At 70.0% G+C, this 25,344-nt stretch carries 24 protein-coding genes, 1 pseudogene and 1 riboswitch; of the genes and pseudogenes, 13 read left to right on the forward strand and 12 right to left on the reverse strand.

The genetic code is table 11. The features are described 5' to 3' along the window. Window positions 1–82: 82 nt before the first annotated feature. Together OIE74_RS12020 and OIE74_RS12025 are read left to right on the forward strand one after the other, a co-directional pair. Window positions 83–2,311: a carbon starvation CstA family protein gene (locus OIE74_RS12020; protein WP_329381799.1), complete on the forward strand. Its 2,229-nt coding sequence runs from the start codon at window positions 83–85 to the stop codon at window positions 2,309–2,311. Next, window positions 2,308–2,514, forward strand: coding sequence for a YbdD/YjiX family protein (locus OIE74_RS12025; protein ID WP_329381802.1), 207 nt, complete (start codon window positions 2,308–2,310; stop codon window positions 2,512–2,514). The genes OIE74_RS12020 and OIE74_RS12025 overlap by 4 nt, the downstream gene beginning before the upstream one ends. A gap of 61 nt (window positions 2,515–2,575) precedes the next feature. Here OIE74_RS12025 and OIE74_RS12030 read toward each other — a convergent pair whose 3' ends face one another. Then, window positions 2,576–3,160, reverse strand: a complete 585-nt coding sequence (locus OIE74_RS12030; RefSeq protein WP_329381805.1) for a Uma2 family endonuclease — start codon at window positions 3,158–3,160, stop codon at window positions 2,576–2,578. 78 nt (window positions 3,161–3,238) lie between these two features. Between OIE74_RS12030 and OIE74_RS12035 the strand changes: the two genes are divergently transcribed. From OIE74_RS12035 to OIE74_RS12070, 8 genes and pseudogenes are all read left to right on the forward strand, one after another. Next, window positions 3,239–3,760: a GNAT family N-acetyltransferase gene (locus OIE74_RS12035; protein WP_329381808.1), complete on the forward strand. Its 522-nt coding sequence runs from the start codon at window positions 3,239–3,241 to the stop codon at window positions 3,758–3,760. 71 nt (window positions 3,761–3,831) lie between these two features. Beyond that, a riboswitch (adenosylcobalamin-variant (AdoCbl-variant) riboswitch) is annotated at window positions 3,832–3,930 on the forward strand. A gap of 157 nt (window positions 3,931–4,087) precedes the next feature. Next, entirely contained in the window at window positions 4,088–6,466 is a 2,379-nt protein-coding gene (locus OIE74_RS12040) for a ribonucleoside-diphosphate reductase subunit alpha (RefSeq protein ID WP_329381810.1), read from the forward strand. Continuing rightward, window positions 6,466–7,485 (forward strand): ribonucleotide-diphosphate reductase subunit beta, encoded by a 1,020-nt coding sequence (locus OIE74_RS12045; RefSeq protein WP_329381813.1) that lies wholly within the window; start codon window positions 6,466–6,468, stop codon window positions 7,483–7,485. The genes OIE74_RS12040 and OIE74_RS12045 overlap by 1 nt, the downstream gene beginning before the upstream one ends. Before the next feature lie 107 nt (window positions 7,486–7,592). Next, window positions 7,593–8,435 (forward strand): helix-turn-helix domain-containing protein, encoded by an 843-nt coding sequence (locus tag OIE74_RS12050; RefSeq protein ID WP_329381816.1) that lies wholly within the window; start codon window positions 7,593–7,595, stop codon window positions 8,433–8,435. Beyond that, window positions 8,432–8,635, forward strand: a complete 204-nt coding sequence (locus OIE74_RS12055) for a DUF397 domain-containing protein (protein WP_329381818.1) — start codon at window positions 8,432–8,434, stop codon at window positions 8,633–8,635. The genes OIE74_RS12050 and OIE74_RS12055 overlap by 4 nt, the downstream gene beginning before the upstream one ends. A gap of 16 nt (window positions 8,636–8,651) precedes the next feature. Next, window positions 8,652–8,855: pseudogene (locus tag OIE74_RS12060) on the forward strand (DUF6879 family protein); the annotation flags it as partial. A gap of 32 nt (window positions 8,856–8,887) precedes the next feature. Further along, window positions 8,888–9,421, forward strand: a complete 534-nt coding sequence (locus tag OIE74_RS12065) for a Tn3 family transposase (protein ID WP_329381821.1) — start codon at window positions 8,888–8,890, stop codon at window positions 9,419–9,421. A gap of 150 nt (window positions 9,422–9,571) precedes the next feature. Further along, window positions 9,572–10,852, forward strand: a complete 1,281-nt coding sequence (locus OIE74_RS12070) for an MFS transporter (protein WP_329381824.1) — start codon at window positions 9,572–9,574, stop codon at window positions 10,850–10,852. A 284-nt stretch (window positions 10,853–11,136) separates the two neighbouring features. Here the strand turns inward: OIE74_RS12070 and OIE74_RS12075 are convergent, their stop codons facing one another. Continuing rightward, complete coding sequence (locus OIE74_RS12075; RefSeq protein ID WP_329381826.1) at window positions 11,137–11,754, reverse strand: TetR/AcrR family transcriptional regulator C-terminal domain-containing protein; 618 nt, start codon at window positions 11,752–11,754, stop codon at window positions 11,137–11,139. A 67-nt stretch (window positions 11,755–11,821) separates the two neighbouring features. Here OIE74_RS12075 and OIE74_RS12080 point away from each other — a divergent pair, with 67 nt between their 5' ends. Both OIE74_RS12080 and OIE74_RS12085 read left to right on the forward strand, forming a co-directional pair. Continuing rightward, entirely contained in the window at window positions 11,822–13,084 is a 1,263-nt protein-coding gene (locus OIE74_RS12080) for a beta-ketoacyl-[acyl-carrier-protein] synthase family protein (RefSeq protein WP_329381829.1), read from the forward strand. A 388-nt stretch (window positions 13,085–13,472) separates the two neighbouring features. Next, window positions 13,473–14,435, forward strand: a complete 963-nt coding sequence (locus OIE74_RS12085; protein ID WP_329381833.1) for a GlxA family transcriptional regulator — start codon at window positions 13,473–13,475, stop codon at window positions 14,433–14,435. Window positions 14,436–14,462: 27 nt separating this feature from the next. Here the strand turns inward: OIE74_RS12085 and OIE74_RS12090 are convergent, their stop codons facing one another. The 10 genes from OIE74_RS12090 to OIE74_RS12135 all read right to left on the reverse strand — a co-directional run bounded on the left by OIE74_RS12090 (window position 14,463) and on the right by OIE74_RS12135 (window position 24,224). Next, complete coding sequence (locus OIE74_RS12090; protein ID WP_329381836.1) at window positions 14,463–15,200, reverse strand: D-Ala-D-Ala carboxypeptidase family metallohydrolase; 738 nt, start codon at window positions 15,198–15,200, stop codon at window positions 14,463–14,465. Window positions 15,201–15,416: 216 nt separating this feature from the next. Next, a complete protein-coding gene (def, locus tag OIE74_RS12095) occupies window positions 15,417–16,112 on the reverse strand; it encodes a peptide deformylase (protein WP_443076090.1) in 696 nt (231 codons plus the stop codon). 189 nt (window positions 16,113–16,301) lie between these two features. Next, window positions 16,302–17,306 carry a tetratricopeptide repeat protein gene (locus OIE74_RS12100; protein ID WP_329392264.1) on the reverse strand — a complete coding sequence of 335 codons (1,005 nt, stop codon included), beginning with the start codon at window positions 17,304–17,306 and terminating at the stop codon, window positions 16,302–16,304. A gap of 104 nt (window positions 17,307–17,410) precedes the next feature. Continuing rightward, window positions 17,411–18,715, reverse strand: coding sequence for an HD-GYP domain-containing protein (locus tag OIE74_RS12105; RefSeq protein WP_329381839.1), 1,305 nt, complete (start codon window positions 18,713–18,715; stop codon window positions 17,411–17,413). After that, on the reverse strand, window positions 18,712–20,265 hold the full coding sequence (locus tag OIE74_RS12110; RefSeq protein ID WP_329381841.1) for an HD-GYP domain-containing protein: 1,554 nt from the start codon (window positions 20,263–20,265) through the stop codon (window positions 18,712–18,714). The genes OIE74_RS12105 and OIE74_RS12110 overlap by 4 nt, the downstream gene beginning before the upstream one ends. 195 nt (window positions 20,266–20,460) lie before the next feature. Next, entirely contained in the window at window positions 20,461–20,781 is a 321-nt protein-coding gene (rsrA, locus tag OIE74_RS12115) for a mycothiol system anti-sigma-R factor (protein ID WP_189105560.1), read from the reverse strand. Further along, a complete protein-coding gene (locus OIE74_RS12120; protein ID WP_023538783.1) occupies window positions 20,778–21,437 on the reverse strand; it encodes a sigma-70 family RNA polymerase sigma factor in 660 nt (219 codons plus the stop codon). Before OIE74_RS12120 ends, rsrA begins: the two co-directional genes overlap by 4 nt. Before the next feature lie 277 nt (window positions 21,438–21,714). Next, complete coding sequence (locus OIE74_RS12125) at window positions 21,715–22,383, reverse strand: alpha/beta hydrolase family protein (protein WP_329381846.1); 669 nt, start codon at window positions 22,381–22,383, stop codon at window positions 21,715–21,717. Window positions 22,384–22,708: 325 nt separating this feature from the next. Continuing rightward, entirely contained in the window at window positions 22,709–23,524 is an 816-nt protein-coding gene (locus OIE74_RS12130) for an SOS response-associated peptidase (protein ID WP_329381849.1), read from the reverse strand. 184 nt (window positions 23,525–23,708) lie between these two features. Continuing rightward, window positions 23,709–24,224: a lytic polysaccharide monooxygenase auxiliary activity family 9 protein gene (locus tag OIE74_RS12135; protein ID WP_329381852.1), complete on the reverse strand. Its 516-nt coding sequence runs from the start codon at window positions 24,222–24,224 to the stop codon at window positions 23,709–23,711. Between the two features lie 348 nt (window positions 24,225–24,572). On the opposite strand from OIE74_RS12135, the gene OIE74_RS12140 reads away from it, so the two are divergent. After that, window positions 24,573–25,310 carry a M50 family metallopeptidase gene (locus OIE74_RS12140; protein WP_329381854.1) on the forward strand — a complete coding sequence of 246 codons (738 nt, stop codon included), beginning with the start codon at window positions 24,573–24,575 and terminating at the stop codon, window positions 25,308–25,310. The last annotated feature ends 34 nt before the right edge of the window (window positions 25,311–25,344 follow it).

Below are 25,344 nucleotides of genomic sequence, written 5' to 3' on the forward strand. Positions count from 1 at the left end.
GGCCGGGGGGTGACGCGTGCCGAGAAGGTCCCTTAGATTTCCTGCGAGTTTCAGCAGGTGACCAGTGAGGGGACGACTCGCCATGCCAGAGCCGGCACCAGCAAGTTCCGCGCAGAACTCATCGGGTTCGACGAACTCTTCCGGGCGTCTGACGCCGAGATCGATCGCGATCTGGGCGCTCGTCGCCCTGGTGGGCGCGGTCGGCTGGGGTGTCCTCGCGCTGTCGCGCGGAGAGGAGATCTCCGCCGCCTGGATGCTGGCGGCGGCACTCGGTTCGTACGCGATCGCCTACCGCTTCTACTCAAGATTCATCGCGCGGCGGGTGCTGAAGGTCGACAAGACGCGGGCCACGCCCGCCGAACGGCTCGACAACGGTGTCGACTTCCACCCCACCGACCGGCGTGTGCTCTTCGGCCACCATTTCGCGGCCGTCGCGGGCGCTGGACCGCTCGTGGGGCCGGTGCTGGCCGCGCAGATGGGCTATCTGCCGGGCACGATCTGGATCGTCGCGGGCGTCATCTTCGCGGGCGCGGTCCAGGACATGGTCACGCTCTTCTTCTCCACGCGCCGCGACGGGCGTTCGCTCGGTCAGATCGCCCGTGACGAGATCGGCCCGTTCGGCGGCGCCGCCGCGCTGATCGCGGTCTTCCTGATCATGATCATCCTGCTGGCGGTGCTGGCGCTGGTCATCGTCAACGCGCTGGCCGACTCGCCGTGGGGTGTCTTCTCCATCGCGATGACCATCCCGATCGCGCTCTTCATGGGCGTGTATCTGCGGGTGCTGCGGCCGGGCAGGGTCAGCGAGGTCTCGCTCATCGGTGTGGCGCTGCTGCTGCTCGCGATCGTGGCGGGCGGCTGGGTCGCCGAGTCCTCGCTGGCGGACACCTTCACACTGGAGGCCGGCACGCTGGTCATCTGGATGATCGTGTACGGCTTCCTCGCCTCCGTACTGCCGGTCTGGATGCTGCTGGCGCCGCGCGACTACCTGTCGACCTTCATGAAGGTCGGCACGATCGCGCTGCTGGCGATCGGTGTCGTCGTCGCGCTGCCGACGATGAAGATGGACGCGGTCACGGAGTTCGCGAGCCGTGGTGACGGTCCGGTCTTCGCCGGTTCGATGTTCCCGTTCGTCTTCATCACGATCGCGTGCGGCGCGCTGTCCGGTTTCCACTCACTGATCTCCTCGGGCACCACGCCGAAGATGGTGCAGAAGGAGACCCAGATCCGGATGATCGGGTACGGGGCGATGCTCACCGAGTCGTTCGTCGCCATCATGGCGATGATCACGGCGTGCATCATCGACCCGGGTCTGTACTTCGCGGTCAACTCTCCCGCCGGTGTCATCGGCGGCACGGTCGAATCCGCCTCGCAGGCGGTCGCCAACCTCGGCTTCACGATCTCGCCCGACCAGCTCGCCCAGGCGGCCAAGGACGTCGAGGAGGCGAGCCTGCTGTCGCGCACGGGCGGCGCGCCGACCTTCGCGCTCGGGATGTCCGACATCTTCTCGTCCGTCGTCGGCGGCGCGGGGCTGAAGGCGTTCTGGTACCACTTCGCCATCATGTTCGAGGCGCTGTTTATCCTGACGACGGTGGACGCGGGTACGCGCGTCGGGCGCTTCATGCTCCAGGACATGCTCGGCAACGTCTACAAGCCGATGCGCCAGGTGAGCTGGAAGCCCGGTGTCTGGTTCGCCAGCGCCGTGGTCGTGGGAGCGTGGGGCTACTTCCTGTGGGTCGGCGTGCACGACCCGCTGGGCGGCATCAACCAGCTCTTCCCGCTGTTCGGCATCGCGAACCAGCTCCTGGCGGCGGTGGCGCTCGCCGTGTGCACGACGCTGCTGGTGAAGTCCGGGCGGCTCAAATGGGCCTGGGTGACGGCGGTTCCGCTGGCCTGGGACGCGGCGGTCACGCTCACCGCGAGCTGGCAGAAGATCTTCTCGGACGACCCGAAGGTCGGCTTCTTCACCCAGCGAGACGTGTACCAGGCGGGCATCGACAACGGCGAGGTGATCCCGCCGGCGAAGACGATGGACGACATGCACACGGTCGTCACCAACTCGACGGTGGACGGGGTGCTTTCGGCGCTGTTCGCGATCCTGATCATCGTGGTCATCGCCGACGCGGGACGGGTCTGCTACCAGGCGATCCGCCACCCGGAGAGCGTGAAGCTGTCGGAGACGCCGTACGTGAAGTCGGAGATCGTGGCGCCGGCGGGGCTGATCCCCACGAAGGAGGAGAAGGCGGAACTGGCGGCGGTCGCGGCGAAGCCGGAGACGGAGACGAAGACGCCCAGCGGGGCGGGTTCGTCATGACGCCGGCGTCGAAGGTGCGCCACGCGGTGGGCCGGATCCGTTGGTACGTACGGGAGTTGACGGGCGAGTCGGCGTACGACCACTACGTGGCCCACACCCGCGCCTGCGACCCGACGACGGAGCCGATGACCCGCCGCGCCTTCGAACGCGAGCGGATGGACGTCAGGGAGGCGGACCCGAGGGAGGGCTTCCGCTGCTGCTGAGCGAGTAAGGGGCCCGCCGTTCTCCTGTGGGGAGCGGCGGGCCCTTCACGGTCCGGGGTGATCAGCGCACCCAGTCCTTGAGCTGCTCGGTCTCCAGCGTGATACCGACGGGGTCGGGCAGATCGACGGTCTTACCGAACGGCACGGTGCGGGCGCTCTCGTAGCGAACACCGTCCGGCTCGCTGAAGACGGTGACCTCGCAGGAGTCCCGGTCGATCAGCAGATAGACGGGGATGTCGGTCTCGGCGTACGCGCGGGGCTTCTCCGTCCGATCGCGTGCGTCGGTCTCGGAGTCGTACAAGGTGACCTGGACTGCCATCAGGACGGGGTCTGGATCGGCCCACTCGCCCTGTCCCGCGAAAGCCCCGCTCGGAGCCAGCGAACCATCGGGCCGGGCCCGGCCGGCACGGTGAGCCTGGACTTTCAGCCCCTGGACCGGATAGAGCCACAGCTCCGGTCGTGACCGGACACAACAGCGCATCAGCCACTGCATGAAACGTCCGTGACTACCGTCCGGACCTGGCTTGCTTCGGACCTTCCCGTCGATCAGTTCCATACGTGCACGCTCGGCCGTGCGGCTCAGAATCCGGTACAACTCGTCGAAGTCTTCGGTTTCCACGTGAACTCGGTCGCCGGTCACGGTCACACCCCCTCACTCTCCGTGCTCAACGATAGCGACGCCCTCCGACAAGGCTCTGTCGTACCCGTGTCGCACACTTCAGGGATGGATCAGACGACACGGTCGGAGACCGACTTCAAGATCAGAGCGGCCGAGCCCGGCGAGTACGCGGTGCTCGGGGAGATAACCGCGCGCGCCTATCTGGATGACGGGCTGCTGGACTTCGGGGAGGGCGATCCCTATCTGGAGATTCTGCGCGACGTCGCCGCGCGGGCCGCCGGGGCCGAGGTGCTCGTGGCCGTCGACGGTGATGGGACCGTGCTCGGTGGGGTGGCCTACGTCGGCGCCGGGTCGGCGTGGGCCGATCTGGCCGGGGAGGGCGAGGCCGAGTTCCGCATGCTGGCCGTCGCGCCCGGCGGCCGGGGGCGTGGTGTCGGCGGGGCGCTCGTGCGGGCGTGTGTGGACCGCGCGCGGGCCACCGAATGCGTACGGGTGCGGCTGTCCACCCAGAAGGCGATGCTGGCCGCCCACCGGATCTACGAGCGCTTGGGCTTCGTACGGACGCCGGAGCGGGACTGGACGCCGTATCCCGAGCTCGTGCTGCTTACGTACAGCCTGGAAATCTGAGACGAGCCATCCGCGACACAACATGTGGGGGGTGGTCATCCCAACCAACCCCAGATGTATGCTCAAGCCTGCTGTCGCGCAGGGGAATCCGGTGGAAATCCGGAACTGTCCCGCAACGGTGTGCTGTGGTGCGCTTTGTCGTGCCCGCGAGTCCGAGCACCTGCCGACGGCGCACCCGGATCGACCGGTCCGGGTGCCGAGACGTCCGGGCTCCGAGGTTGGGCCGGCGGACGCCGCACCGCTCGCCGCCCGGTTCCGGGCCGGCGTACGCGGGCGTGCGCCGTCATGCCCTCCCCTCGCCCGGAGCCGAGCGAGGGAGAGCACCACGTGACCATCGCGCCAGCCGATCCGGCTTCAGCGATCGCCGAGCGGGAGCAGCGGGAACAGGACCCGGCCGGGCCGGCCGACGGCCCCGGGGCGGGCCTTCTGCGGGTCCTCACGGACCTCACCGCCGATCTGGCCGACACCGACCCCGGCAAGGTCGCCGCCGCCGCGCTGCGTGGCCGCAACGCCGCCTCGGACGACGCCGAGTTGCGCGCACTCGCCACCGAGGCCGCGGCCGGGCTGATCTCCGAGGACCCCGCGTACTCCCGTCTCGCCGCCCGCCTCCTCACCCGCACCATCGCGGACGAGGCAGCGGGGCAGGGCGCCGTCTCGTTCTCCTCCTCGGTCGCCGTGGGCCACGCGGAGGGCCTGATCGCCGACCGTACGGCCGCGTTCGTCACGCGCCACGCCGCCCGCCTCGACGCGCTGGTCGACCCGGCCGCCGACGACCGGTTCGGCTACTTCGGCCTGCGCACGCTCTTCAGCCGCTATCTGCTCCGGCACCCGCTCACCCGCGATGTCATCGAGACGCCGCAGTACTTCATGCTGCGCGTCGCCTCCGGGCTCGCCAAGGACGACTCCCCGGCCGCCGTGGACGAAGTGGCCGCGCTGTACGGCCTGATGAGCCGACTCGACTACCTGCCCTCCTCCCCCACGCTCTTCAACTCCGGCACCCGTCACCCCCAGATGTCGTCCTGCTATCTGCTGGACTCACCCCTGGACGAGCTGGACTCGATCTACGACCGTTACCACCAGGTGGCCCGCCTCTCGAAGCACGCGGGCGGCATCGGCCTGTCGTACTCCCGTATCCGCGCCCGCGGTTCGCTGATCCGCGGCACGAACGGGCACTCCAACGGCATCGTGCCGTTCCTGCGGACGCTGGACTCCTCGGTCGCCGCCGTCAACCAGGGCGGCCGGCGCAAGGGCGCGGCCTGCGTCTATCTGGAGACGTGGCACGCGGACATCGAGGAGTTCCTGGAGCTGCGCGACAACACCGGCGAGGACGCCCGCCGTACGCACAATCTGAACCTGGCGCACTGGATCCCCGACGAGTTCATGCGCCGGGTCGACGCGGACGGCGTCTGGTCGCTCTTCTCGCCCTCCGACGTGCCCGAACTGGTCGATCTGTGGGGCGACGACTTCGACGCCGCGTACCGCGCGGCCGAGGCGGCGGGCAAGGCCCGCAGGACGATCCCGGCGCGCGAGCTGTACGGCCGCATGATGCGCACCCTCGCGCAGACCGGCAACGGCTGGATGACCTTCAAGGACGCCTCGAACCGTACGGCGAACCAGACCGCCGAGCCCGGCACCGTCGTGCACTCGTCCAACCTCTGTACCGAGATCCTGGAGGTCACGGACGACGGCGAGACGGCTGTCTGCAACCTCGGCTCGGTCAACGTCGGCGCGTTCGTGACGGATTCGGGCGAGCCGGGAGGCGAACTGGACTGGGAGCGGCTGGACGACAGCGTCCGCACCGCCGTGACCTTCCTCGACCGGGTCGTGGACATCAACTTCTACCCGACCGAGCAGGCGGGCCGCTCCAACGCCAAGTGGCGCCCCGTGGGCCTGGGCGTGATGGGCCTCCAGGACGTCTTCTTCAAGAAGCGGCTGCCCTTCGACTCCGCCGAGGCCGCCGCGCTCTCCACGCGGATCGCCGAGCGGATCATGCTCGCCGCGTACGAGGCGTCCTGCGACCTCGCCGAGCGCGAGGGCCCGCTGCCGGCCTGGGAGCGGACCCGCGCGGCGCGCGGCGTACTGCACCCCGACCACTACGACGTGTCGCTCAACTGGCCGGAGCGCTGGGACGCGCTCAGGGCGCGTGTCGCGAAGAGCGGCATGCGCAACTCCCTGCTGCTCGCCATCGCGCCCACCGCGACGATCGCGTCCATCGCGGGCGTCTACGAGTGCATCGAGCCGCAGGTCTCCAACCTCTTCAAGCGCGAGACGCTGTCGGGTGAGTTCCTCCAGGTCAACGCCTATCTGGTGGCGGAGCTGAAGCGCCTCGGCGTGTGGGACACGCAGTCCCGCGAGGCGCTGCGCGAGTCCAACGGCTCGGTGGCGGGCTTCAGTTGGATCCCGGCGGAGGTGCGCGAGCTGTACCGCACGGCGTGGGAGATCCCCCAGCGCGGCCTGATCGACATGGCGGCGGCGCGCACGCCGTTCCTCGACCAGAGCCAGTCGCTGAACCTGTTCCTGGAGACGCCGACCATCGGGAAGCTCAGCTCGATGTACGCGTACGCCTGGAAGAAGGGTCTGAAGACCACGTACTACCTGCGCTCGCGCCCGGCGACGCGGATCGCCCGCGCGGCGCGGTCACGCCCGGCCCCCGAGGCGATCGCCTGTTCCCTGGAAAACCCCGAGTCCTGCGAGGCCTGCCAGTAATGAGCTCCACCCCTCTTGAGAAGAACCTGCTCGACCCGGGCTTCGAACTGACGCTGCGCCCCATGCGCTATCCGGACTTCTACGAGCGCTACCGCGACGCGATCAAGAACACCTGGACGGTGGAGGAGGTCGACCTCCACTCCGACGTCGCCGACCTCGCGAAGCTCTCCCCCGGCGAACAGCACATGATCGGCCGGCTGGTCGCGTTCTTCGCGACGGGCGACTCGATCGTCTCGAACAATCTGGTGCTGACGCTCTACAAGCACATCAACTCCCCCGAGGCGCGGCTCTACCTCTCCCGCCAGCTCTTCGAGGAGGCCGTGCACGTCCAGTTCTATCTGACGCTGCTCGACACCTACCTGCCCGATCCGGCGGACCGCGCGGCGGCGTTCGACGCGGTCGAGGAGATCCCGTCGATCCGTGAGAAGGCCCAGTTCTGCTTCAAGTGGATGGACTCGGTCGAGAAGATCGACCGCCTGGAGTCGGCGGCGGACCGGCGCCGCTTCCTGCTGAACCTGATCTGCTTCGCGGCCTGTATCGAGGGCCTGTTCTTCTACGGGGCGTTCGCGTACGTCTACTGGTTCCGCTCCCGCGGCCTGCTGCACGGCCTGGCCACCGGCACCAACTGGGTGTTCCGCGACGAGACGATGCACATGAACTTCGCCTTCGAGGTCGTGGACACCGTCCGTAAGGAGGAGCCGGACCTCTTCGACGACGCGCTCCAGCGGCAGGTCACCGACATGCTGAAGGAGGCGGTCGAGGCGGAGCTCCAGTTCGGCCGCGACCTGTGCGGGGACGGACTGCCGGGCATGAACACGGAGTCGATGCGCGAATATCTCCAGTGCGTCGCGGACCAACGCCTCCAGCGCCTGGGCTTCGCACCGGTGTACGGCTCCGAGAACCCGTTCTCGTTCATGGAGTTGCAAGGCGTCCAGGAACTGACGAACTTCTTCGAGCGCCGCCCGTCGGCGTACCAGGTGGCGGTGGAGGGGACGGTCGGCTTCGACGACGACTTCTGACCCGTACGGGTGCGGCTTGTACGGCCCGCGGGCCGTGACCGGGAGGTCACGGCCCGCGTTGGATGGTGAACTACATTCGCACATCGGTACGTTGGGGTGTGAGGCGTATGGGAGCCACGAGCCGTCAGAAGAGGCAAGGGACGCCGGTCGACAACCGGCCGGGCATCTGGGTCGGCTACGGCAAGTTGGTCAAGCTCTTCCGGCACAGAGCGGGCCTGACGCAAGAGGGCCTCGCGGAGGCAGTGGGCTATTCGCTCGAACTGGTCGCCTCCATCGAACAGGGCAGGAGACCGGCCAAATCCGCGTTCACCGAGAAGGCGGAGCTGGTTCTGGACGCGCACGGGGCACTGGCTGCTCTGCAGGACGATGTGGATCTCGCAAAACTCCCGCTGTTCTTCCAGGACTTCGCCCTGATCGAGGCGGAGGCGATCAGCCGGATGTGCTACGAGCCTCTGCTCATTCCCGGGTTGCTACAGACCGAGGAGTACGCGCGGGCACTGTTCTCGGCGCACTGCCCACCGCTCAGCGAGGAGATGATCGACCAGAACATTGAGGCCAGGCTCAGCCGACAGAAACTGCTGACTCGAACGCCCATGGTGGAGACCTGCTTCATCATCGGCGAGACAGCCCTGAAGAGCATGGCGGGCAGCATCGAGGTGGTACGGGGCCAGCTTCAACATCTCTTGAAGCAGGGCGAGATGCGTAACATCGAGATCCAGATCATGCCCTCGGACCGAGGCTTCCACCCGGGGCTGAACGGACCTGTTGTCCTCATGGAGACTGCGGAACATCGCCAAGCCGGCTACATCGAGTCCCAGGGCGTCGGTTTGGTTATCACCGACCCCGCTCAGGTCAGTGGCTTCGCCCTCCGCTATGGCAAGCTGCGTACGCAGGCTCTGAACGCGGAAGACTCCGCGCAGTTGATCGAGCGGGTGGCTGGAGACACATGAAGTACGAGCAGTCCACGAACCGCCCACCGGCCCTTGACTGGTTCAAGAGCAGCTACAGTGGCTCGGACGGCGGCGACTGCGTCGAGATCGCTGTCACCCCCACCACAGTCCACATCCGCGACTCGAAGACCGCCCCGGGCCCCGTACTGCACGTCCCCAACGGCCCGTGGCGCACGTTCATCTCCTTCGCCGGGTCCTAGCCACACACGGCGTCGCGTGGAGAGCTTCGCTGAGATCCTGGCGGGTGTGCATCGCTCCGCCGTCCACCTGGAGTTGCGCGACTCGTACGGTGTGGACAACGAGGCTGACAACTTCGCGGCGTTCCGGCGCGGGGACTGGAGTGAGGATCTGGAGCGCGCCGACCGCCAGTCCTGGCTCGACCTCGTCAGCGAGGCGACTTCCCGAGGTGTCGTGATGCGCCGGGCGCGGGTGGCTTTGCCAGGAAACGATCTGTGGATTTTCGACGGGCGGCTCGTACGGCGTTCATCTGTGACTACCTCGCCGACGCGGACCTGCGCCGCGAGATCAACGACGGGCTCCAGGTCGTGGAGAACTGGAACTCCGCCAACCACGACCTGTTCTACGGCAAGGACGGCGATCTGACCGGCTCCGACAAAGAGTCCCAGGAGGTCTCCATGCTCGCCCTGCACCTGCTCCAGTCAGCGTTGGTGCACGTCAACACCCTGCTGCTTCAGGACATCCTGAGCGAGGAGAAGTGGCAGAAGCGGCTCACCAACGCCGACCGACGGGCGTTGTCCCCGCTGCTCTGGACACACGTGAACCCCTACGGCCGGTTCGAGCTGGACATGAACTCTCACCTCGACCTCGTCGCCGCGGCGGTGCCCGGCCCCCGCACCGCGCCCGAGGCGGAAGGCGCCCGTGCGGCGGAGGGTGCGGCCGGGGCGACGTCGCAGGGCGCGGCCAGCCGGCAGACCGCGCCCAGGGGCCGTCCGGGTCCTGACTGTCGCTGGCAAGCAGGTTCTTGACCCCTTGCACTAGGCGGTGTCTTCAAACGCGCGCACGCGCTGAACGTGCCGACCAAAAATGGCGTTGACCGAGGACGCTCAAGGCGTGAGATCGTCGCCTTGGTCGGAATCAACGGCATAGTGGGGCGGTGAGCGGTGGCTGGCTCGGACATGACCCGTGACCTGCAAGTCAAGGAGACCTCGTCTGATCCGCCTCTGTGGACAGCGGATTTCCGGCTGTTCTTCACCGCCCGCACGACCTCTTTGCTGGGCGACACGATGCTCCCCGTCGCGATCACGGCCGCCGTAATCCGGGCGGGGTATGGGGCGAGTGGGGTGGGCTATGCGCTTGCCTCGCTCGTGGCGCCGTTCGCAGCGCTGATCATCTTTGGCGGGGTAATGTCCGACCGCTTCGGTGCTCGGCGGCTGATGGTCGTTTCGGACACAGCCCGGCTGTGCTCTCAGGGAGTGCTCGCGCTGCTGTTCCTGCTCGGTACGCCGCAGTTGTGGCAGATCCTGTTGCTGCTGGCCCTGATCGGGGCGGGCAGCGCGATCTTCCAGCCGGGAGTCGCCAGCATCACCCCGCTCATAGCCCAGGACGTACAGAAGGCCAACGCCACTCTCCGTATCTCGGAGTCCGTCGCCGTCGTCATCGGACCGTCTCTGGCCGGTCTGCTGCTGGCGGTCTCCTCGCCTGCGGCGGTGGTCGCTCTCGACGCTTTGACCTATGCGGCCAGCGGCGCCTGCCTGCTCCGGCTTCGCTCGGTCCCGATGGGCCCGGCCGAGCGGGCCGGCGCATCCTCGTTCCGGGCCGATCTCGTAGAGGGATGGCGCGAGTTCCGGGCCAGGACCTGGTTGTGGAGCGTCATCGTCGTCTTCATGCTCTGGCAACTGGCCGGAGCCGGCCCCGCTATGACCCTCGGCAACAGCACGCTCGTCACCGACCACGGAGCATCGGTGTTCGGCCTGGTCATGTCGTCACTCGGAGCGGGAAGTGTGCTGGGCGGGCTCGTCGCGATCAGGTTCCGCCCGCGGCATCCTCTCCGGGCCGGTGCCCTCTCCATGATCCTTTGGGCGTTCATGCCGTTGGGTGTCGCGCTCGACCTTCCCGCGCCGCTCATCGCCGGATGCTACGGGGTGAGCGGCGTGGGCATGGCGTTCTGGATCGTCATGTTCCACACGAGCGTGCAGACCCACATCCCGCAGGATGTCCTCGGCCGGGTACACGCGTACGACGCGGCCGGCTCGCTGGTGATGAAGCCAGTCGGGCAGGCGGCGGCCGGGCCGCTCGCGCTCGTCGCGGGGACCGTGCCACTGCTGTACGTGTCCGCGTCCATGGCCCTCGTCACATGCGCACTGCTGCTGGCGATCCCGGCCGTGCGCCGCCTGAAGAGCGTAGAGCGCCAGGCGGTCGCTCCTGATGTGGGCGTGACAGTTGAAGACACCCCCTAGGGCGTGTTTTAGAAGTCCCGTCTGGCCCACGACGCCTGGCACGCGCGCTCGCCGCGTTGTCGGAGTCATCCAAGTACGTCCGGTCCATCTACGGGGCTGATCCTCCGCCTTGCGATCGCACGCACCAGACGCCGTGGGCCCCGCCCGATGGGCGGACGACGCTACTTCTAAAACACGCCCTAGCCGCAGCAGTGGAGTTCGTCGGCGACGGCAAACGTGCCGACCGCGACAAGGCCGCCGTTGGGCGGGAACCGCGCACGTCGTCGCTGGCCTGTTCGACTGAGCTAACCGGGATCGGGTTCGTCGTGGATGGTCAATGCTCCGGCGAGGTCGAGTTCGGCGACGGTGCCATGTGCCCCGGCGCGGACGAGCAGCACTGCACCGAGCGCGGTGCTCCAGAACGTCCTGGCTTCCACGTTGAGCGGTCGACGGGCCCTCCAGCCGCGACTGTCGATGAGCTGGCTCACGAAGCGCTCGGATTGCCGGAACAGCAACTGGAGGTGCTGGTCGACCACGGGGGCGAGTTCGGGCTTGGAGATCCCGGCGGCGAGTGCCCGCGTGACTGACGGAAGCGAGGGCATCGCCAGTACTGCGCGGGCGATGTTGCGCCGAAATGTCGCGGCATCGGGGGCTTGGCGACCGATGCGCTCAATCCGTCGGGCGTCGTGCAGCAAGCCGAGAAAGGCGGCGTGCACGAGAAGCGAGTCCTTGGAGCCGAAGTGGTAGGTCACCTGATTGGGGAAGACGCCTGCCGCGTTCGCGATCTCCGCGACGCTCACCTCGGCGCCGGACCGTTCCATGCAGAGCCGTGCAGTTGCCTCAATCAGCCGGTGCCTCGTCGCGCGACCGCGGTCCCGCGACCGGGCCGACGTTGATCGAGCTTCGGTTCGCTTCTTCTCCACACCAAAATTGTATGTGATACAACAAGGAAGTTCTCGCTTGTATCGCATACAAGAAAGGTTGAGGGGCATGCACCGGACTGAAGTCGTCGTGACCGGACTCGGCGCGATCACACCACTCGGGGCAGACGTGGCGTCCACCTGGGACGCCCTGCTTGCCGGCGAGTCCGGCATCCGCGGCGGCGTCCTGCGTGGCCACGAAGATGCCGGCCTTCCCGACACCGTCGCGGGGACGATGGCGATCGACCCCGCCGAGTTGCTGCTGCCGGTGCAGGCCAGGCGGCTCGACCGCTCGCAGCAGGCGGCCTTGGCCGCGGCGGCCGAAGCCTGGGCCGATGCCGGCGCCCCAGAGGTGGACCAGGACCGGCTCGCAGCAGTGATCGGCACGGGCATCGGGGGCGTGCGGACGCTGCTGAAGGAAGACGACGTACTGGAGGCGGCCGGGACGCGGCGCGTCTCGCCACGCACGGTCCCGATGCTCATGCCCAACGCGGCGGCGGCGCTGATCAGTATCGAATACGGTGCACGGGCAGGTGTCTACACGCCCGTCTCGGCGTGCTCTTCCGGTGCCGAGGCGATCGCCCTGGGTGCCCGGCTCATCCGTGCCGGTGAGGCGGACGTGGTCATCGCGGGCGGGACCGAGGCCGCGATCACGCCGATCACCGTTGCCGGCTTCGCCCAGGCACAAGCACTGTCGCGGCATACCGTCGAACCCGCGTCTGCATCCCGGCCGTTCGCCGCGGACCGCAGCGGATTCGTCCTCAGTGAAGGTGCGGCTGTCGTGGTGCTAGAGAGCACCGAGCATGCCGGCGCCCGGGGCGCGCGCGTCCACGCGGTGCTCGCCGGCGCCGGCATCGCCGCCGACGCTCACCACATCACGGCGCCCGCTGCCGACGGCTCCGGTCAGGTCTCGGCCATGCGGAAGGCCCTCGCGCAAGCCGGTTTTGCTCCCGAGCAGATCAGCCACATCAATGCGCATGCCACCGGGACTCCGGTCGGCGACGTCGCCGAGGCGCACGCGATCGGGGAAGTCTTCGGCCGCGCCACCGTGACAGCCCCGAAGGCGGCGCTCGGTCATCTCTTTGGCGCAGCCGGCGCGATCGAAGCGCTCATCGGCGTCCTCAGCGTGGAGCACGGCGTCATCCCGCCGACCCGTAACCTCACCGCGGCCGGCGTCGCTCCCGACATCGATCTCGATGTCGTCACTGAGCGACGAGACGTCCCCCAGGAGGCCGTGCTCAGCAATTCATTCGGCTTCGGTGGGCAGAACGTCTCGCTCATCGTCACCGGCGCACGGCACCATGCGTCCCGTACGGTCTCGACGACACCATGACCCACGCGAACGCACCGTTGTCCATGGAGGCTCCCCGCATGGATGCTCTCGCGCGTACCCGCCTCGTGGCCTGCCTGGTTGCCGTTCAATGGGCCTGACCTGCTGTGGTACGCGGTCGGTGCCGTTGCCGCCGGGCTGGTGCATACGTGGGCGGGCGGCCGGCCGGTGGTTCCGGTGCGCCGTCCCCGTGTTCCGCGCGGCGCAGTTGGCGGTCGATGGCGCGGTCACGGAAGTGTCCGATGAGCCCGGGAAGGGCGAGAAGGGCGAAAAGGGCGAGTACGACAAGGTAACCACCGATTGAGTTCATGCCTCCACTGTCGTCGCTCCAAGGAACAAAGAGCAGTGGCAGGACTGTCATGGACCATCGAATTACTGCCACACTGGTGCCATGCTCAAGAACGTGGCCGTCGTCCTGCTCGACGGAGTCCACCCCTTCGAACTCGGCGTGCTCTGCGAGGTCTTCGGCCTCGACCGCAGCGCGCAGGGCCTGCCCGTCTACGACTTCGCCGTCGTCTCGGCCGAGGGCCCCGTGCTCCGTACGCACGCCGGGTTCACGATCTCCGTCCCGCACGGGCTCGACCGGCTGGAGGCGGCCGATCTGATCTGTGTGCCGGCCGGGGACACGTACGTCGTCCGGGACTATCCGCCGGAGCTGCTGGACGCGTTGCGCCGGGCCGTACACCGGGGCGCGCGCGTGCTCAGCGTCTGCGCGGGCGTGTTCACCCTCGGCGCCGCCGGGCTGCTCGATGGGCGCCGCTGCGCCACCCACTGGATGCACTCCGCCGAGCTTGCGGAGGCGTACCCGCTGGCCGACGTGCAGCCCGACGTGCTGTACGTGGACGACGGCCCGGTGGTCACCTCCGCCGGTACGGCCGCGGGCATCGACGCCTGCCTTCATGTCGTACGCCAGGAACACGGCCCCGAGGTCGCCAACGCCATCGCCCGCCGCATGGTGGTGCCGCCGCACCGCGACGGCGGTCAGGCGCAGTTCATCGAGCGCCCGCTGCCCACCGCGTGCGACACGGTGGGCGGGGTGCTGGCCTGGATGGAGCGGCATCTGGACCGCGAGATGACCGTCGAACAGCTCGCGGAGCGCGCCCACATGTCACCCCGCACGTTCGCGCGCCGGTTCCAGCAGGAGACGGGGACCACCCCGTACCGCTGGCTGCTGCGCCAACGCGTGCTGCTGGCACAGGAGTTGCTGGAGGGCACCGCCGAGACGGTCGACGCGATAGCCGGCCGGTCCGGCTTCGGGAACGCGGCGGGCCTGCGTCACCACTTCGTGCGTACGCTCGGGACGACCCCGAACGCGTACCGGCGTACGTTCAGGGGCCCCACGCGCGTCGCGTGAGGCCCCCGGGGACGTAGAAGAGAACCGTCAGACGCCGCAGCTCGGCGCGGACCAGAAGCGGCCCGACCGGTGGTCGACATGGGCGTGGTCGTTGTGGTCCGGGTACCCCGGGCCGAGGATCCCGTTGAAGCCGTGGTTGCGCGCGTTCTGGGCCAGGCCGCACAGCGTGTGCGGACCGGCCCCGATGTCCGCGGCGTCACCGTACAGATGGCGGCTGCCGGAAGCCCCGCCGACCGCGGCGTTGCACGCCTGCGAGCGGAATCCGCTGGTGACGCGGAGCGGCTGGTCACCCATCGCGTGCCGCATCGCCTCCAGCTTCCACATGGTGCGCAGGGCGTTGGACTTGGCGGTCGCCGCGCTCACCGCGCCACCGTCCCAGGTGGAGTTGCAGGTGTTCAGCTCGGCGTACGTGAAGTGGATCGGCGTGCAGTCGTCGTCCTGGAGCTCGTAGATCTTGTTGAAGGTGTTCTGGCCCGCGACACCGTCGGCGGCCAGCCCGTAGGCGGACTGGAAGCGCTTGACCGCGGAGGCGGTCGCCGGTCCGAACTCGCCGTCGATGACGAGCGGGGCGGCGTTGCCCACATGGCCGGCCACCCGGATCTGGAGCTGGGTCACAGCGGCGCCGCTGGACCCCTGGGAGAGGGCTCCGGACCAGGTGTAGCAGCCGTCGGCCTGCGCCGGGCCGGCGGTGACGACCGCCCCAGCCACCGCGAACGACAGGGTCATGACAAGGCTGAGCAGAATGCGTGCGGTTCGTCTGAGCATCGGGTCTCCATGGTCGAGGCGAGATGTACGGCAGAGAGTGGCGTACGGGTCGACGCGCGTCAACCCGCCCCCGACCAGGGACAGTTGTCGGACCAATGGCGCCGGGACCCGCACTTCACCGGCAGTCCACCGCGACGTCGGCGGCCCCGCTCCCGGAGATCGGGAACGGGGCCGCTCGGAGGCTGATAAGCCAACTCGGGCGCCGGACAGCCGCCGTCAGGCGTTCGGCACGACCTCGTAGCGCGGCGTGCCCTCTTCCATCTGCCGCAGCGCGTCCTTGCGGTCGCGCTTCGAGAGCCGGTCGATGTAGAGGTATCCGTACAGATGATCCGTCTCGTGCTGGAGGCAGCGCGCGAAGTAGCCCGTGCCGCGCACCTTGACCGGCTTGCCCTGGAGATCCTGGCCCCGCACCACCGCGTAGCCGGGGCGCGCCAGCTCCGCGTACGCCGTCGGCACGGAGAGGCAGCCCTCGTTGCCGTCCTCCAAGTTCCGGTCCTCGGGCGGGAGTTCGTCCAGCACCGGGTTGCACACGACGCCCACGTGGCGCACGCCGTCGTCGTCGGGGCAGTCGTACACGAAGACCTTCAGGTCCACGCCGATCTGGTTGGCGGCCAGGCCCACGCCCTCCGCCGTCCGCTGACTGGCGAACATGTCGTCCACGAGCGCGGCGAGCTTGTCGTCGAACTCGGTGACGTCCGCGCACTCCTTGTGCAGGACCGGATTGCCGACGACGGTGATCGGCCGCGACGTGCCGCGCTCGCGGTAGGCGAGCTCACGCGCCTCCGCGTCCTCGGAGTCGACGACGAAACCCTCGTCGTCGACAATCCCCTCGCCGCCCGCGACGAACCCGTCCCCCCGCTCCGCCTGGGAGGTCCCGCCCTCGGTCATCTGGTCCGTCTCCTGCTGCGCCATGTCCGCAGTACGCCTTCCTCGGTACCCGCTGCTGCCTGAACACCGCTGCCCGCGCGATGTGCCCGTACAGCCTACGGCCCGCGGTCGCGTCACCGGCTCGATGCCCGGGAACCGGCCCACATCGCAGCCCCCGCAGCCCCCACCGCCCCTGTCCGTCACGCGCGCCGCCGGGCACGCGCCTCCACGGTCTCAGCAGACCTCTTCGAGGTCCCGCCACTCACGTGTGTCCGGGCTGTCGGCGACCCAGCCGTCCAGCAGGCCGCGGACCAGCCCGGGAGGCGCGGCTATCCCGCACTCGCGCTCAGGCACCCACAGCTCGCCCTCCGTGCGATGGCCGAGCGGCCCCGGATGCCCCGGCTCGCTGTGGTCGTGCGGGTCCAGATGCTCGCCGTCGCCCTCGGCGCTCGGCATCCGGCTCTCCGAGCAGGCCCGGCACAGCAGCCGTACGGAGGACGACCAGTCCTCGGCGGCGAAGCCCGCGTCGGCCGCCAGCCGCTCCAGGGCGTCCCGGTCGGACTCGGTCGCCGCCTCCAGCAGCACCACCCAGGTCGGCACCGGGGACGGCGCCCAGAGCTCGATCTCGTCGAAGACCGGGAAGGCCCGCGCGGAGCCGTTCGAACCGGCGGCCGTCGTGCGCTCGCCGTTCGGCACGCCGTCGTGCAGGACGACCTCGCCCCAGCGGCGCCCCGAGGACGGCAGCGGGATGGACAGGATCTCTATCCTGGCCGGGTCCAGCCTGCGGCCCCAGACGACCTCGGCCTCGCCCTCGGGCGAGAGCCGGACGGCCGCGCTGCCCAGCTCCATACCGACGGGCTCGCCGGTCGCCGCGGCCGCGTACTGATTGCCGGGCACCTTCAGCCCGTACGCCTGCCAGGCCCGCCGGGCCAGCGGCCAGTCCTGGAGCGCGGTGGCCGCGATGCCCACGTTCCACCAGTCGGGTGCCCCGGCCTCCTTGTCGAGCAGCGCGACGGCGCGCAGCCCGGCGGCCCGCGCCTGCTCCCAGTCGTGCCGGAACTTGTGCAGAAGAGCCAGGTTGAACCAGGACTCGGAGAGCCAGGGCTCCAGATCCGCCGCCCGGGTGAGCAGCGCACCCGCGTCCTCGTACCGTCCGTCGCCGATCAGCGTGAACGCGCGGTCGGTGGCCTGCCGCCACGAGGCGGAGGGCCGATGCCGTACCTTCCCGAAGATCTTCACGATTCCCGCCTGCCGGTCGCTCGGGTCTGTGCCCCCGGACACCCTCTTGGACTCCTCTTCGCATCCAACCATGCCCGGTCGGACGCTCGCTCCTTACCCATGGGTTACCCAGCACGACCAGGGGTCAGACCACCGCGTGACAGGACGCGCGCCAGGGATTCGACCACCTCGGGCTGGTAGTCGTGGCCGGTGCCGAGGCGCAGCCGCTCCAGGGCGCTGAGCGGCCCCGTCGCCCCTCCGGGGCTCCCGGGGCCCGCCCCGGCGAGATCGTCGTACGCGTTGACGGCGCGGACGATCCGGGCCGGGAGGGGCTGTTCGCGGTACGGATCGGCCTGCCGCTCCACGACCACGGCGACCGCAGGCGGGACCCCGGTCTGGCGTACGACGGCCCCGCCGAGCAGCGCGATCCGCCGCTGCTCGGTGACCGGCAGCAGCGCGGTCGCGCCGTCGGGCACGGGGTCGACGAGCGACAGCTGGCCGATGTCGTGCATCAGCGCCGCGTACTCCAGGACGGTCAGCTCGGCCCCGGAGAGGCCCAGCTCGCGGCCGACCGCGCGGCTGAGCTCGGCGACCCTGCGGGCATGGCCGTGGCGGGTGTAGCCGGCGATCTCGGTGGCGCGGGCGAGCGAGGCGATGGTCTGCCCGTAGGTCGTGCGGACCGCCGCGTACCGCCGGAACGAGAGCTGCGTCAGCAGCAACGGCACGCAGAAGACGGGCAGCGCCCAGAGCCCCGCCACGGCGACGCCGAGGGCCATCACCGCGCCGGTCGCGCAGACGGCCGAGCCGATGCCGATGAGGGCGCGCAGCTCGTCGCGGAGCAGCGGTCCGTACGGATGGCGGGTGCGGGCGCGCAGCATCAGCGCGGCGAGGACCGCGTCGCACAGGGCGGTCAGGATCGGCAGGAGAAGGATCAGGAGGGCGTAGTACGGGCCTTCGCCGACCCGCTTTCCCAACTCGCCCGAGGCGACGAGCGGTTGGAAGCAGACGGCGGCGAAGGCGACGGTGAGCACGCGGCGGGTCACATGGTCGAGCACGGGTCCCCGGCCGCGCGCGAGATGCGGTACGGCTCCGACGAGGACCGCCGCGACGACGACGGCGACGGTCTGGAGGACGCCGTGCTCCACGGGGCGGCCCGCGCTCTGCCCGAGCATGGCGTACGCGAGGGCTCCGGCGGCCCCGAGGGGCGCGGGCTCGCGCTCGCCGGGGAGGGCGCCCCTGCGGACGAGTTCGCCGACGGCGATGAGGACGCCGAAGGCGAGGGCGTTGCGGGGCTCGGTGATTCCGCGCCAGAGGGTGGACCAGAGACCGAGCCCGCCGAGCGCGAGCGCGGCGCCGTGGACGGCGAGGAGGGTGAGGGAGCGGCGCGGGGGTAAGGCGTGGGGGCCGGCGGGGGCCGGCGGGGCGGTCATCCGCCGCCGCCGGGGGTGCCCGGACGGTCAGGGGCCGGTGCCGTACGGGAGCGGTCCTGCGGACGCGGTGGCGGGACGTTTTCGCAGACGGCAGTGGCGCCGTTCGCGGGCGGCGCGGGGAGCAGCGGCGTCGCTGCCACGGCGGGCGCCCTCGGGGGCGGCTCCGACGGCTCCCGGGGCGCGGCCGGTACGGCGTGTGCCTCGTCCGAGGTGACATCGGTCTGCCAGCCGTACCGGTCGAGCGCGCTGACGAGCGCCCCCACCATCCGCGGGTCGAACTGACTGCCCGCGCACCGCCGCAGCTCCACCAGCGCCGTCGCCACGGGCCGCGCCCGCCGGTAGGACCGGGTGGATGTCATCGCGTCGAAGGCGTCCGCGACGGCGACGACGCGTGCGAACTCGGGGATCTCGGCGCCCGCCAGGCCGTAGGGATAGCCGCTGCCGTCCAGCCGTTCGTGGTGGTGCAGGATCGCCAGCCTGGCCTCCCCGAGGAAGCCGATGCCGCGCACGATCTCGTGGCCGTACTCGGGGTGCAGCTCGATGACGCGCCGCTCCTCGGGGGTCAGCGGGCCGTCCTTGCGCAGCACGCGCGTGGGGACACCGAGCTTGCCCACGTCGTGCAGGATTCCGGCGAACCGGAGGACCTCCAGGCGCTCGTGGTCCATGCCCAGCTCGCGGGCGATCATCGCCGACGCCCGCCCGACACGTTCGCTGTGGCCGCGTGTGTACCGGTCCTTGATGTCGACGGCCTGCACGAGTGCCCTGATGGTCGCCTGGTGCGCGGCGCGTTCGCGGTGGTACTGCGCGAAGACCCAGCAGGAGATGTAGACCGGCAGCAGTACGAAGAGCGCGGAGGGCGGGCCGTACGGGCTGCGCCAGAGCACGGCCATCATCAGGCCCGCCAGGGCGTGCGCGCCGTACGGTGCGAGCGAGCGCGGCAGCAGGCCGCGCCAGGCCGTGCGGACGGACTGGCGTTCGGCGGTCACGAAGATGCCGCCGTCGAGCGCGCTCAGGACCAGACAGAAGGCGAGCGCTCCGGCCCCCGCGGGCAGCAGGGCGTACGGGAAGTCCGGGACGCCGGGGCTGCCGTGGCCGGAGTGCGCGGTGCCGCCGAGCGCGGCCGGGCCCGCGAGGAGCCGGTGGGCCAGGGAGGTGGCCCAGGTGGCGATAGCGAGCTGAGCGGCCCGCCATACGCGGCGGACCCCGGCCGGCCGCCGCGCCACCCGGCCGCAGAGCCCGCCGGGAACGGCCACGAGGGCCGCCGCGGCGGGCGGCAGCAGGAACGCCGCGGCGAGCAGTACGGGAAAGAACGATCCGGCGACGACGGGCACCGAGCCGCGTACCGGCCTCCTGAGGAGGCGGAAGCGGGCGGGGGTCTCGCAGAGGGCGTACAGCGTGCCCAGGAGGAGCACGGCGGGCCAGAGACTGTCCGGCCCCGCCGCGGAGAAGGGACGTAACGCGGGCAGCGTGAACGCGGGAAGCACGCACGCGAGCGCGGCCAGCACGGCGCAGCAGATGTAGACCCGCGCAGCCCCAGGAGTGGCCTTCACCGTGCCTTCACCCCGCCCCCACCACTTGGCACCGGCCCGAAACAAAGCGTCAGGCTAGCGAGTTGGGTGAGGGCTCACGGGCCGGCGGCGGCGATTAGCACCATCGGGTGATGCGCGCGCGAACGCACGCGGGGCGCGCCGCGATGTGCGCGGCGCGCCCCGAAGGCGTATTTCTGCGGCCCGGCCGCTCGACCGTTACTCCCCGGCCGTGGCCGTCCGGTCCGTGTCGACGGCTGTCACATCCCGCTCGGGCACGGTGTGGCCCGCACGGATGAGGTCGATGCGCCCCATGACCTTGGCGCGCAGGTCGGTGGGTACGTCGTCGTGTCCGCAGCACCGCTTGACCAGCTTCTTCACGGCCTGTTCGAGTCCGTACTTCTCCAGACACGGCGAGCACTCGTCGAAGTGCTCCTCGAACTTCGTGCAGTCCTTGTCCGGCATCTCCCGGTCGAGATACTCGTAGAGGTGGTCAAGGACCTCTGAGCAATCCGTCTCGTGCGGCTCTCCGCAACTCATGAGCCCGAGCCTTTCCGATCGTCCGACGACTCTCCGGCGCCGGCCGGGGCAAGCCCGCGCTCGCGGGCGTAGTCCTCAAGCATGCCGCGCAGTTGACGCCGGCCACGGTGCAGCCGCGACATCACCGTACCGATGGGTGTCCCCATGATGTCCGCGATCTCCTTGTACGCAAAGCCCTCTACATCGGCGAGATACACCGCGATGCGGAACTCCTCGGGAATCGCCTGGAGCGCTTCCTTCACGTCGGAGTCGGGAAGGTGGTCGAGCGCCTGGGACTCGGCGGAACGCAGACCGGTCGACATGTGCGACTCGGCGCGCGCCAGCTGCCAGTCCTCGATCTCCTCGGCGGCGCTGCGCTGGGGCTCTCGCTGCTTCTTGCGGTACGAGTTGATGAAGGTGTTGGTGAGGATGCGGTACATCCACGCCTTGAGGTTGGTGCCCTCACGGAATTGGTGGAAGGAGCCGTACGCCTTGGCGTAGGTCTCCTGCACGAGATCCTCGGCATCGGCCGGGTTGCGCGTCATGCGCAGGGCGGCCGAGTACATCTGGTCGAGATAGCCGAGTGCGTCCCGCTCGAATCGGGCGTTGCGCTCGGCGGCTGACTCTTCCTTGTGGCCGTCGTCGGTCCCTGTGTCGGTCCCAGTGACCGGACCCACCTCCTCCAACGCTGTGGCAGGCCCGAAGGCGGACCCACTCGAATCGGAGAATAGTCGACCTTGTGTCCGGGCGGGCTTCGTGGGCGCCTCGGCCGACGACCTGGCGTGTGTGGTCCTGGGTGCGGAGAGCACCGTCCACTCCACTTCGGTGGCGTGCGACCGGGCGGGGCAGATGGTCGATCCCATACGACGGACTCCCTTTCCAGGATCTGTATACCGACACCTCGCACAACAGTCGTCACCGACCGCACATTCCCGGGTGACCGGACACGCCGCGTCAGCGGGCCGACTGTGATGCGATCCACTTCCCGACGCCGTCGGTGATCACGGCCAGGGCCTCTTCCTGACTGAGGGTGGCCCGCTTGGGGACGTTGAAGGAGTGGTCTCCGTACGGCACCTCGATCAGCTCGTAACCGCCGTCGGAACGCCCGTCCGGAAACTGCCCGGGGAACTCCCCGGGCTTCCCGAAGGGGTCGTTCCCGCCCTGGACGACGAGGGTCGGCACCCCGGCGCCGAGCAGTTCGGCGGCGCGGCTCTTCTCGGGCCGGCCCGGCGGGTGCAACGGAAAGCTCAGCGCCAGTACGGCGTGGGCGCCCAGCTCCCGCGCCGTACGGCAGGCCACCCGCGCCCCGGCGCTGCGTCCGCCCGCCACGACGGGCAGACCGGGCTTCGCCAGCGCCGGCCAGAGTGCCCGCCAGCCGGTGTCGAGGGTCTTCGGAGCGGGCGCGAGCTTCTTCCCGGCCACCCGCCAGGGCTGCTCGACCAGGGCCACGGTCACCCCGAGCGGCGGCAGGGCGGCGGCGAGGGCCTGGAGGTCCCGCGCCTCGATGCCGCCGCCCGCGCCGTGGCCGACGGCGAGGACAAGGCGCGCCGCCGTCCCCTTCTTGGGAGGGTGCCAGGTGATACGGGCGTCGCCCGCGGGAGTCTCGACGGTCTCGCTCTGCATGACACCAGGATCACATCGGCGCGTCCTCCTCAGGAGAAGGCGCTCTCAGGACCCGGAAGGCGCGGAGGCGCGGAGGCGCGGAGGCGCGGAGGCGCGGAGGCGCGGAGGCGCGGAGGCGCGGAGGCGCGGAGGCGCGGAGGCGCGGAGGCGCGGAGGCGCGGAGGCGCGGAGGCGCGGAGGCGCGGAGGCGCGGAGGCGCGGAGGCGCGGAGGCGCGGAGGCGCGGAGGCGCGGAGGCGCGGAGGCGCGGAGGCGCGGAGGCGCGGAGGCGCGGAGGCGCGGAGGCGCGGAGGCGCGGAGGCGCGGAGGCGCGGAGGCGCGGAGGCTCAGAAGAGGGTGCTCTCCTCGGGCGCGGCCAGCTCCTCCAGCAGCTCCGGACCGTTGTTCCGTACGTTGCTGACGGCCGTCGCCACCGGATAGGCCCGCATCAGCCCCTCGGGCGGCGGAGCCAGCAGTTCACGCAGGTCGTCCAGGTCCGTACGCGCCGGATCCAGCCAGGAGTCCCACCGGTCGGGCGTCAGCATCAGCGGCATCCGGGGGTGGATGTCGGCGAGCGAGGACGGCCCCTCGGCCGGGGCCACCCCGAGCGGGCCCGTCTCCGCCTCGGTCGTGATGACCGAGCAGGTCACCCACCAGGCGTTGGGGTGGTCGTCGGGCAGGGTCTTGTCGCGCCAGAACTCGTACAGACCGGCCATCGCCATGACCGACCCGTCGGCCGGGGTGACGAAGTACGGCTGCTTGCGGGGCCGCTTCTTCTTGCCCTTCTCCTCCAGCTGCCGCTCCTCGGCGGCGGTGACCCACTCGTAGTAGCCGTCGGCCGGTATCAGACAGCGCCGGGAGGTGAAGGGGCGCCGGAAGGACGGCTTCTCGTGCACGGTCTCGGCCCGCGCGTTGATCATCCGGGCGCCGCCCTCGGGGGTCTTGGACCAGGAGGGCACGAGCCCCCACTTGAGCGTGCGGAGCTGCCGTACGGGGGCGGGATCGTCGGTGCCCTTCACCGGGCGCTCCAGGACCACGTACACCTCTTTGGTAGGTGCCACGTTCCAGTCGGCGGCGAGGGTCTCATCGGGCTCCCACTTCTCCACCTCGAAGAGACCGACGAGATCCTCCGGCTTCCGGCTCGCCGCGTACCGACCGCACATGCTCAACCACTCCTCGACCTGCCGACGCACTCGCGCCGGGTCACGCTACCGACACGCCACCAACCCTCGCAGATTGTCCGCCGTCGGCGTGGGCCGCTTCGCGGAGAGGGGGCCGCCATGCCTGTCGGGGCCGGGGAGCACCCCGGCCCCGACAGGGACATGTGTCAGCTCGACTCCGCTTCGGTCAGCGGATGTTGACGTCGATGCAGGAGTAGAACGCCATCGGGGTGTCGGCGATGTTCCAGACGGCCAGGACCTTCTGGTTGCCGCGGATGCTGCCGAAGTTGACGTTGTGGCTCACGGTCGCGCCGGGCGTGGCACCACCGTCGTTGAACTCGGCGACCTTGGTGTTGCCGACGAAGTACTGCCAGGTCGTGGTGCGGTGCCGCGCGGTCAGCGTCCAGTTGAACGTCTGGTTGACGCCGACGTTGGAGCGCTGCCAGCCCTTGTTGTCGTCGTTGAGGTCGGCGAAGCGCGCGAGCCCACCGTTGCAGCTCTTCAGGCCCTTCGGGCCTTCGACGCTCTGCGGCTCCCACTTGATCTCGCCGCAGGAGACGACGCCGGTCTTGCACTGGTCCTGCCGGCTGGCGGGCGAGTTGACCCAGCCGTGCGCGGAGGCGGCCGGGGCGGGGAGAGTGACGGCGATGATCGGCGCGACCGCCGCACTCAGGACGAGGGCGAGCCGAGTTTTCTTGTGCATGACAACTCCTTCGTGGTGACGCCCGACGGGACCGGCGCCCGAGGCGCGGGCGGCCGGGGCCCGTTACGGACTCACTGCGTGTGGGGAACTCGCGAAGGTGCACGAACAGTTGCATCGACAGCCACAGAGATCCGGTGACGGTCCGGTGGAGCGCTGTCGCGGGGCTTACCAGTACTCGAATGTTCTACTAGGTCTAGACCATGGCAGCAGCTCTCGGGTGTCGTCAAGACTTGAACTGCCCTTGACCGCAGGTGGCTTGAATGCCCCTGTCCGCTGTGCGAGGCCCCCGCCCCGCACACAAGTGCCACACTGCGACGACGCACATCCTCCTAAGGAGCCGCCCGAGCGATGATCAGCACCGACTCCAGCGCCCTCGCGGCCGCCTCCATAGCCGATCTGTGGGATCGCGTCTTCGGCACCCAGCCCGTCCCGGAGGACTGGCTGGTGATCGCGACCGCCGCCGTCGCGCTCGTCGCCGTCGGCCCGCGGCCCCTCTGGCGCCTGTCCCGCAACGCCGTGACCATCGCCCACGAGGGCGGGCACGGCCTCGTCGCCCTCCTCACCGGCCGCAAGCTCGACGGCATCCGCCTGCACTCCGACACCTCGGGCCTCACCGTCAGCCGCGGCAAGCCCACCGGCATCGGCATGATCCTCACCGCGGCGGCCGGCTACACGGCACCGTCCCTGCTGGGCCTCGGCGGCGCCTGGCTGCTCACCGCGCACCACATCACGCTGCTGCTCTGGCTGGCGACGGCCCTGCTTCTGGTGATGCTGGTCATGATCCGCAACGCGTACGGGGCGCTCACCGTCATCGTGACGGGTGCCGCCTTCCTGCTGATCTCCTGGTTGACGGGTCCCACCGTGCAGGCCGCGTTCGCTTACGCCGCCGTGTGGTTCCTGCTCCTCGGCGGCGTACGGCCGGCCTTCGAGCTCCAGTCCAAGCGGCGGCACGGCGGCGCCCCCGACTCCGACGCCGACCAGCTCGCACGGCTGACGCACGTGCCGCCGGCGATGTGGCTGTTCCTCTTCCACGCCGTCTCGCTGTGCTCGCTGATCGGCGGAGGGACCTGGCTGCTGGGGTTGTAGGACGGGCGCGTGAGGCGTCGCGAGCCGGCCGGAC

Source organism: Streptomyces sp. NBC_01716, assembly GCF_036248275.1.
Taxonomy (GTDB): Bacteria; Actinomycetota; Actinomycetes; order Streptomycetales; family Streptomycetaceae; genus Streptomyces.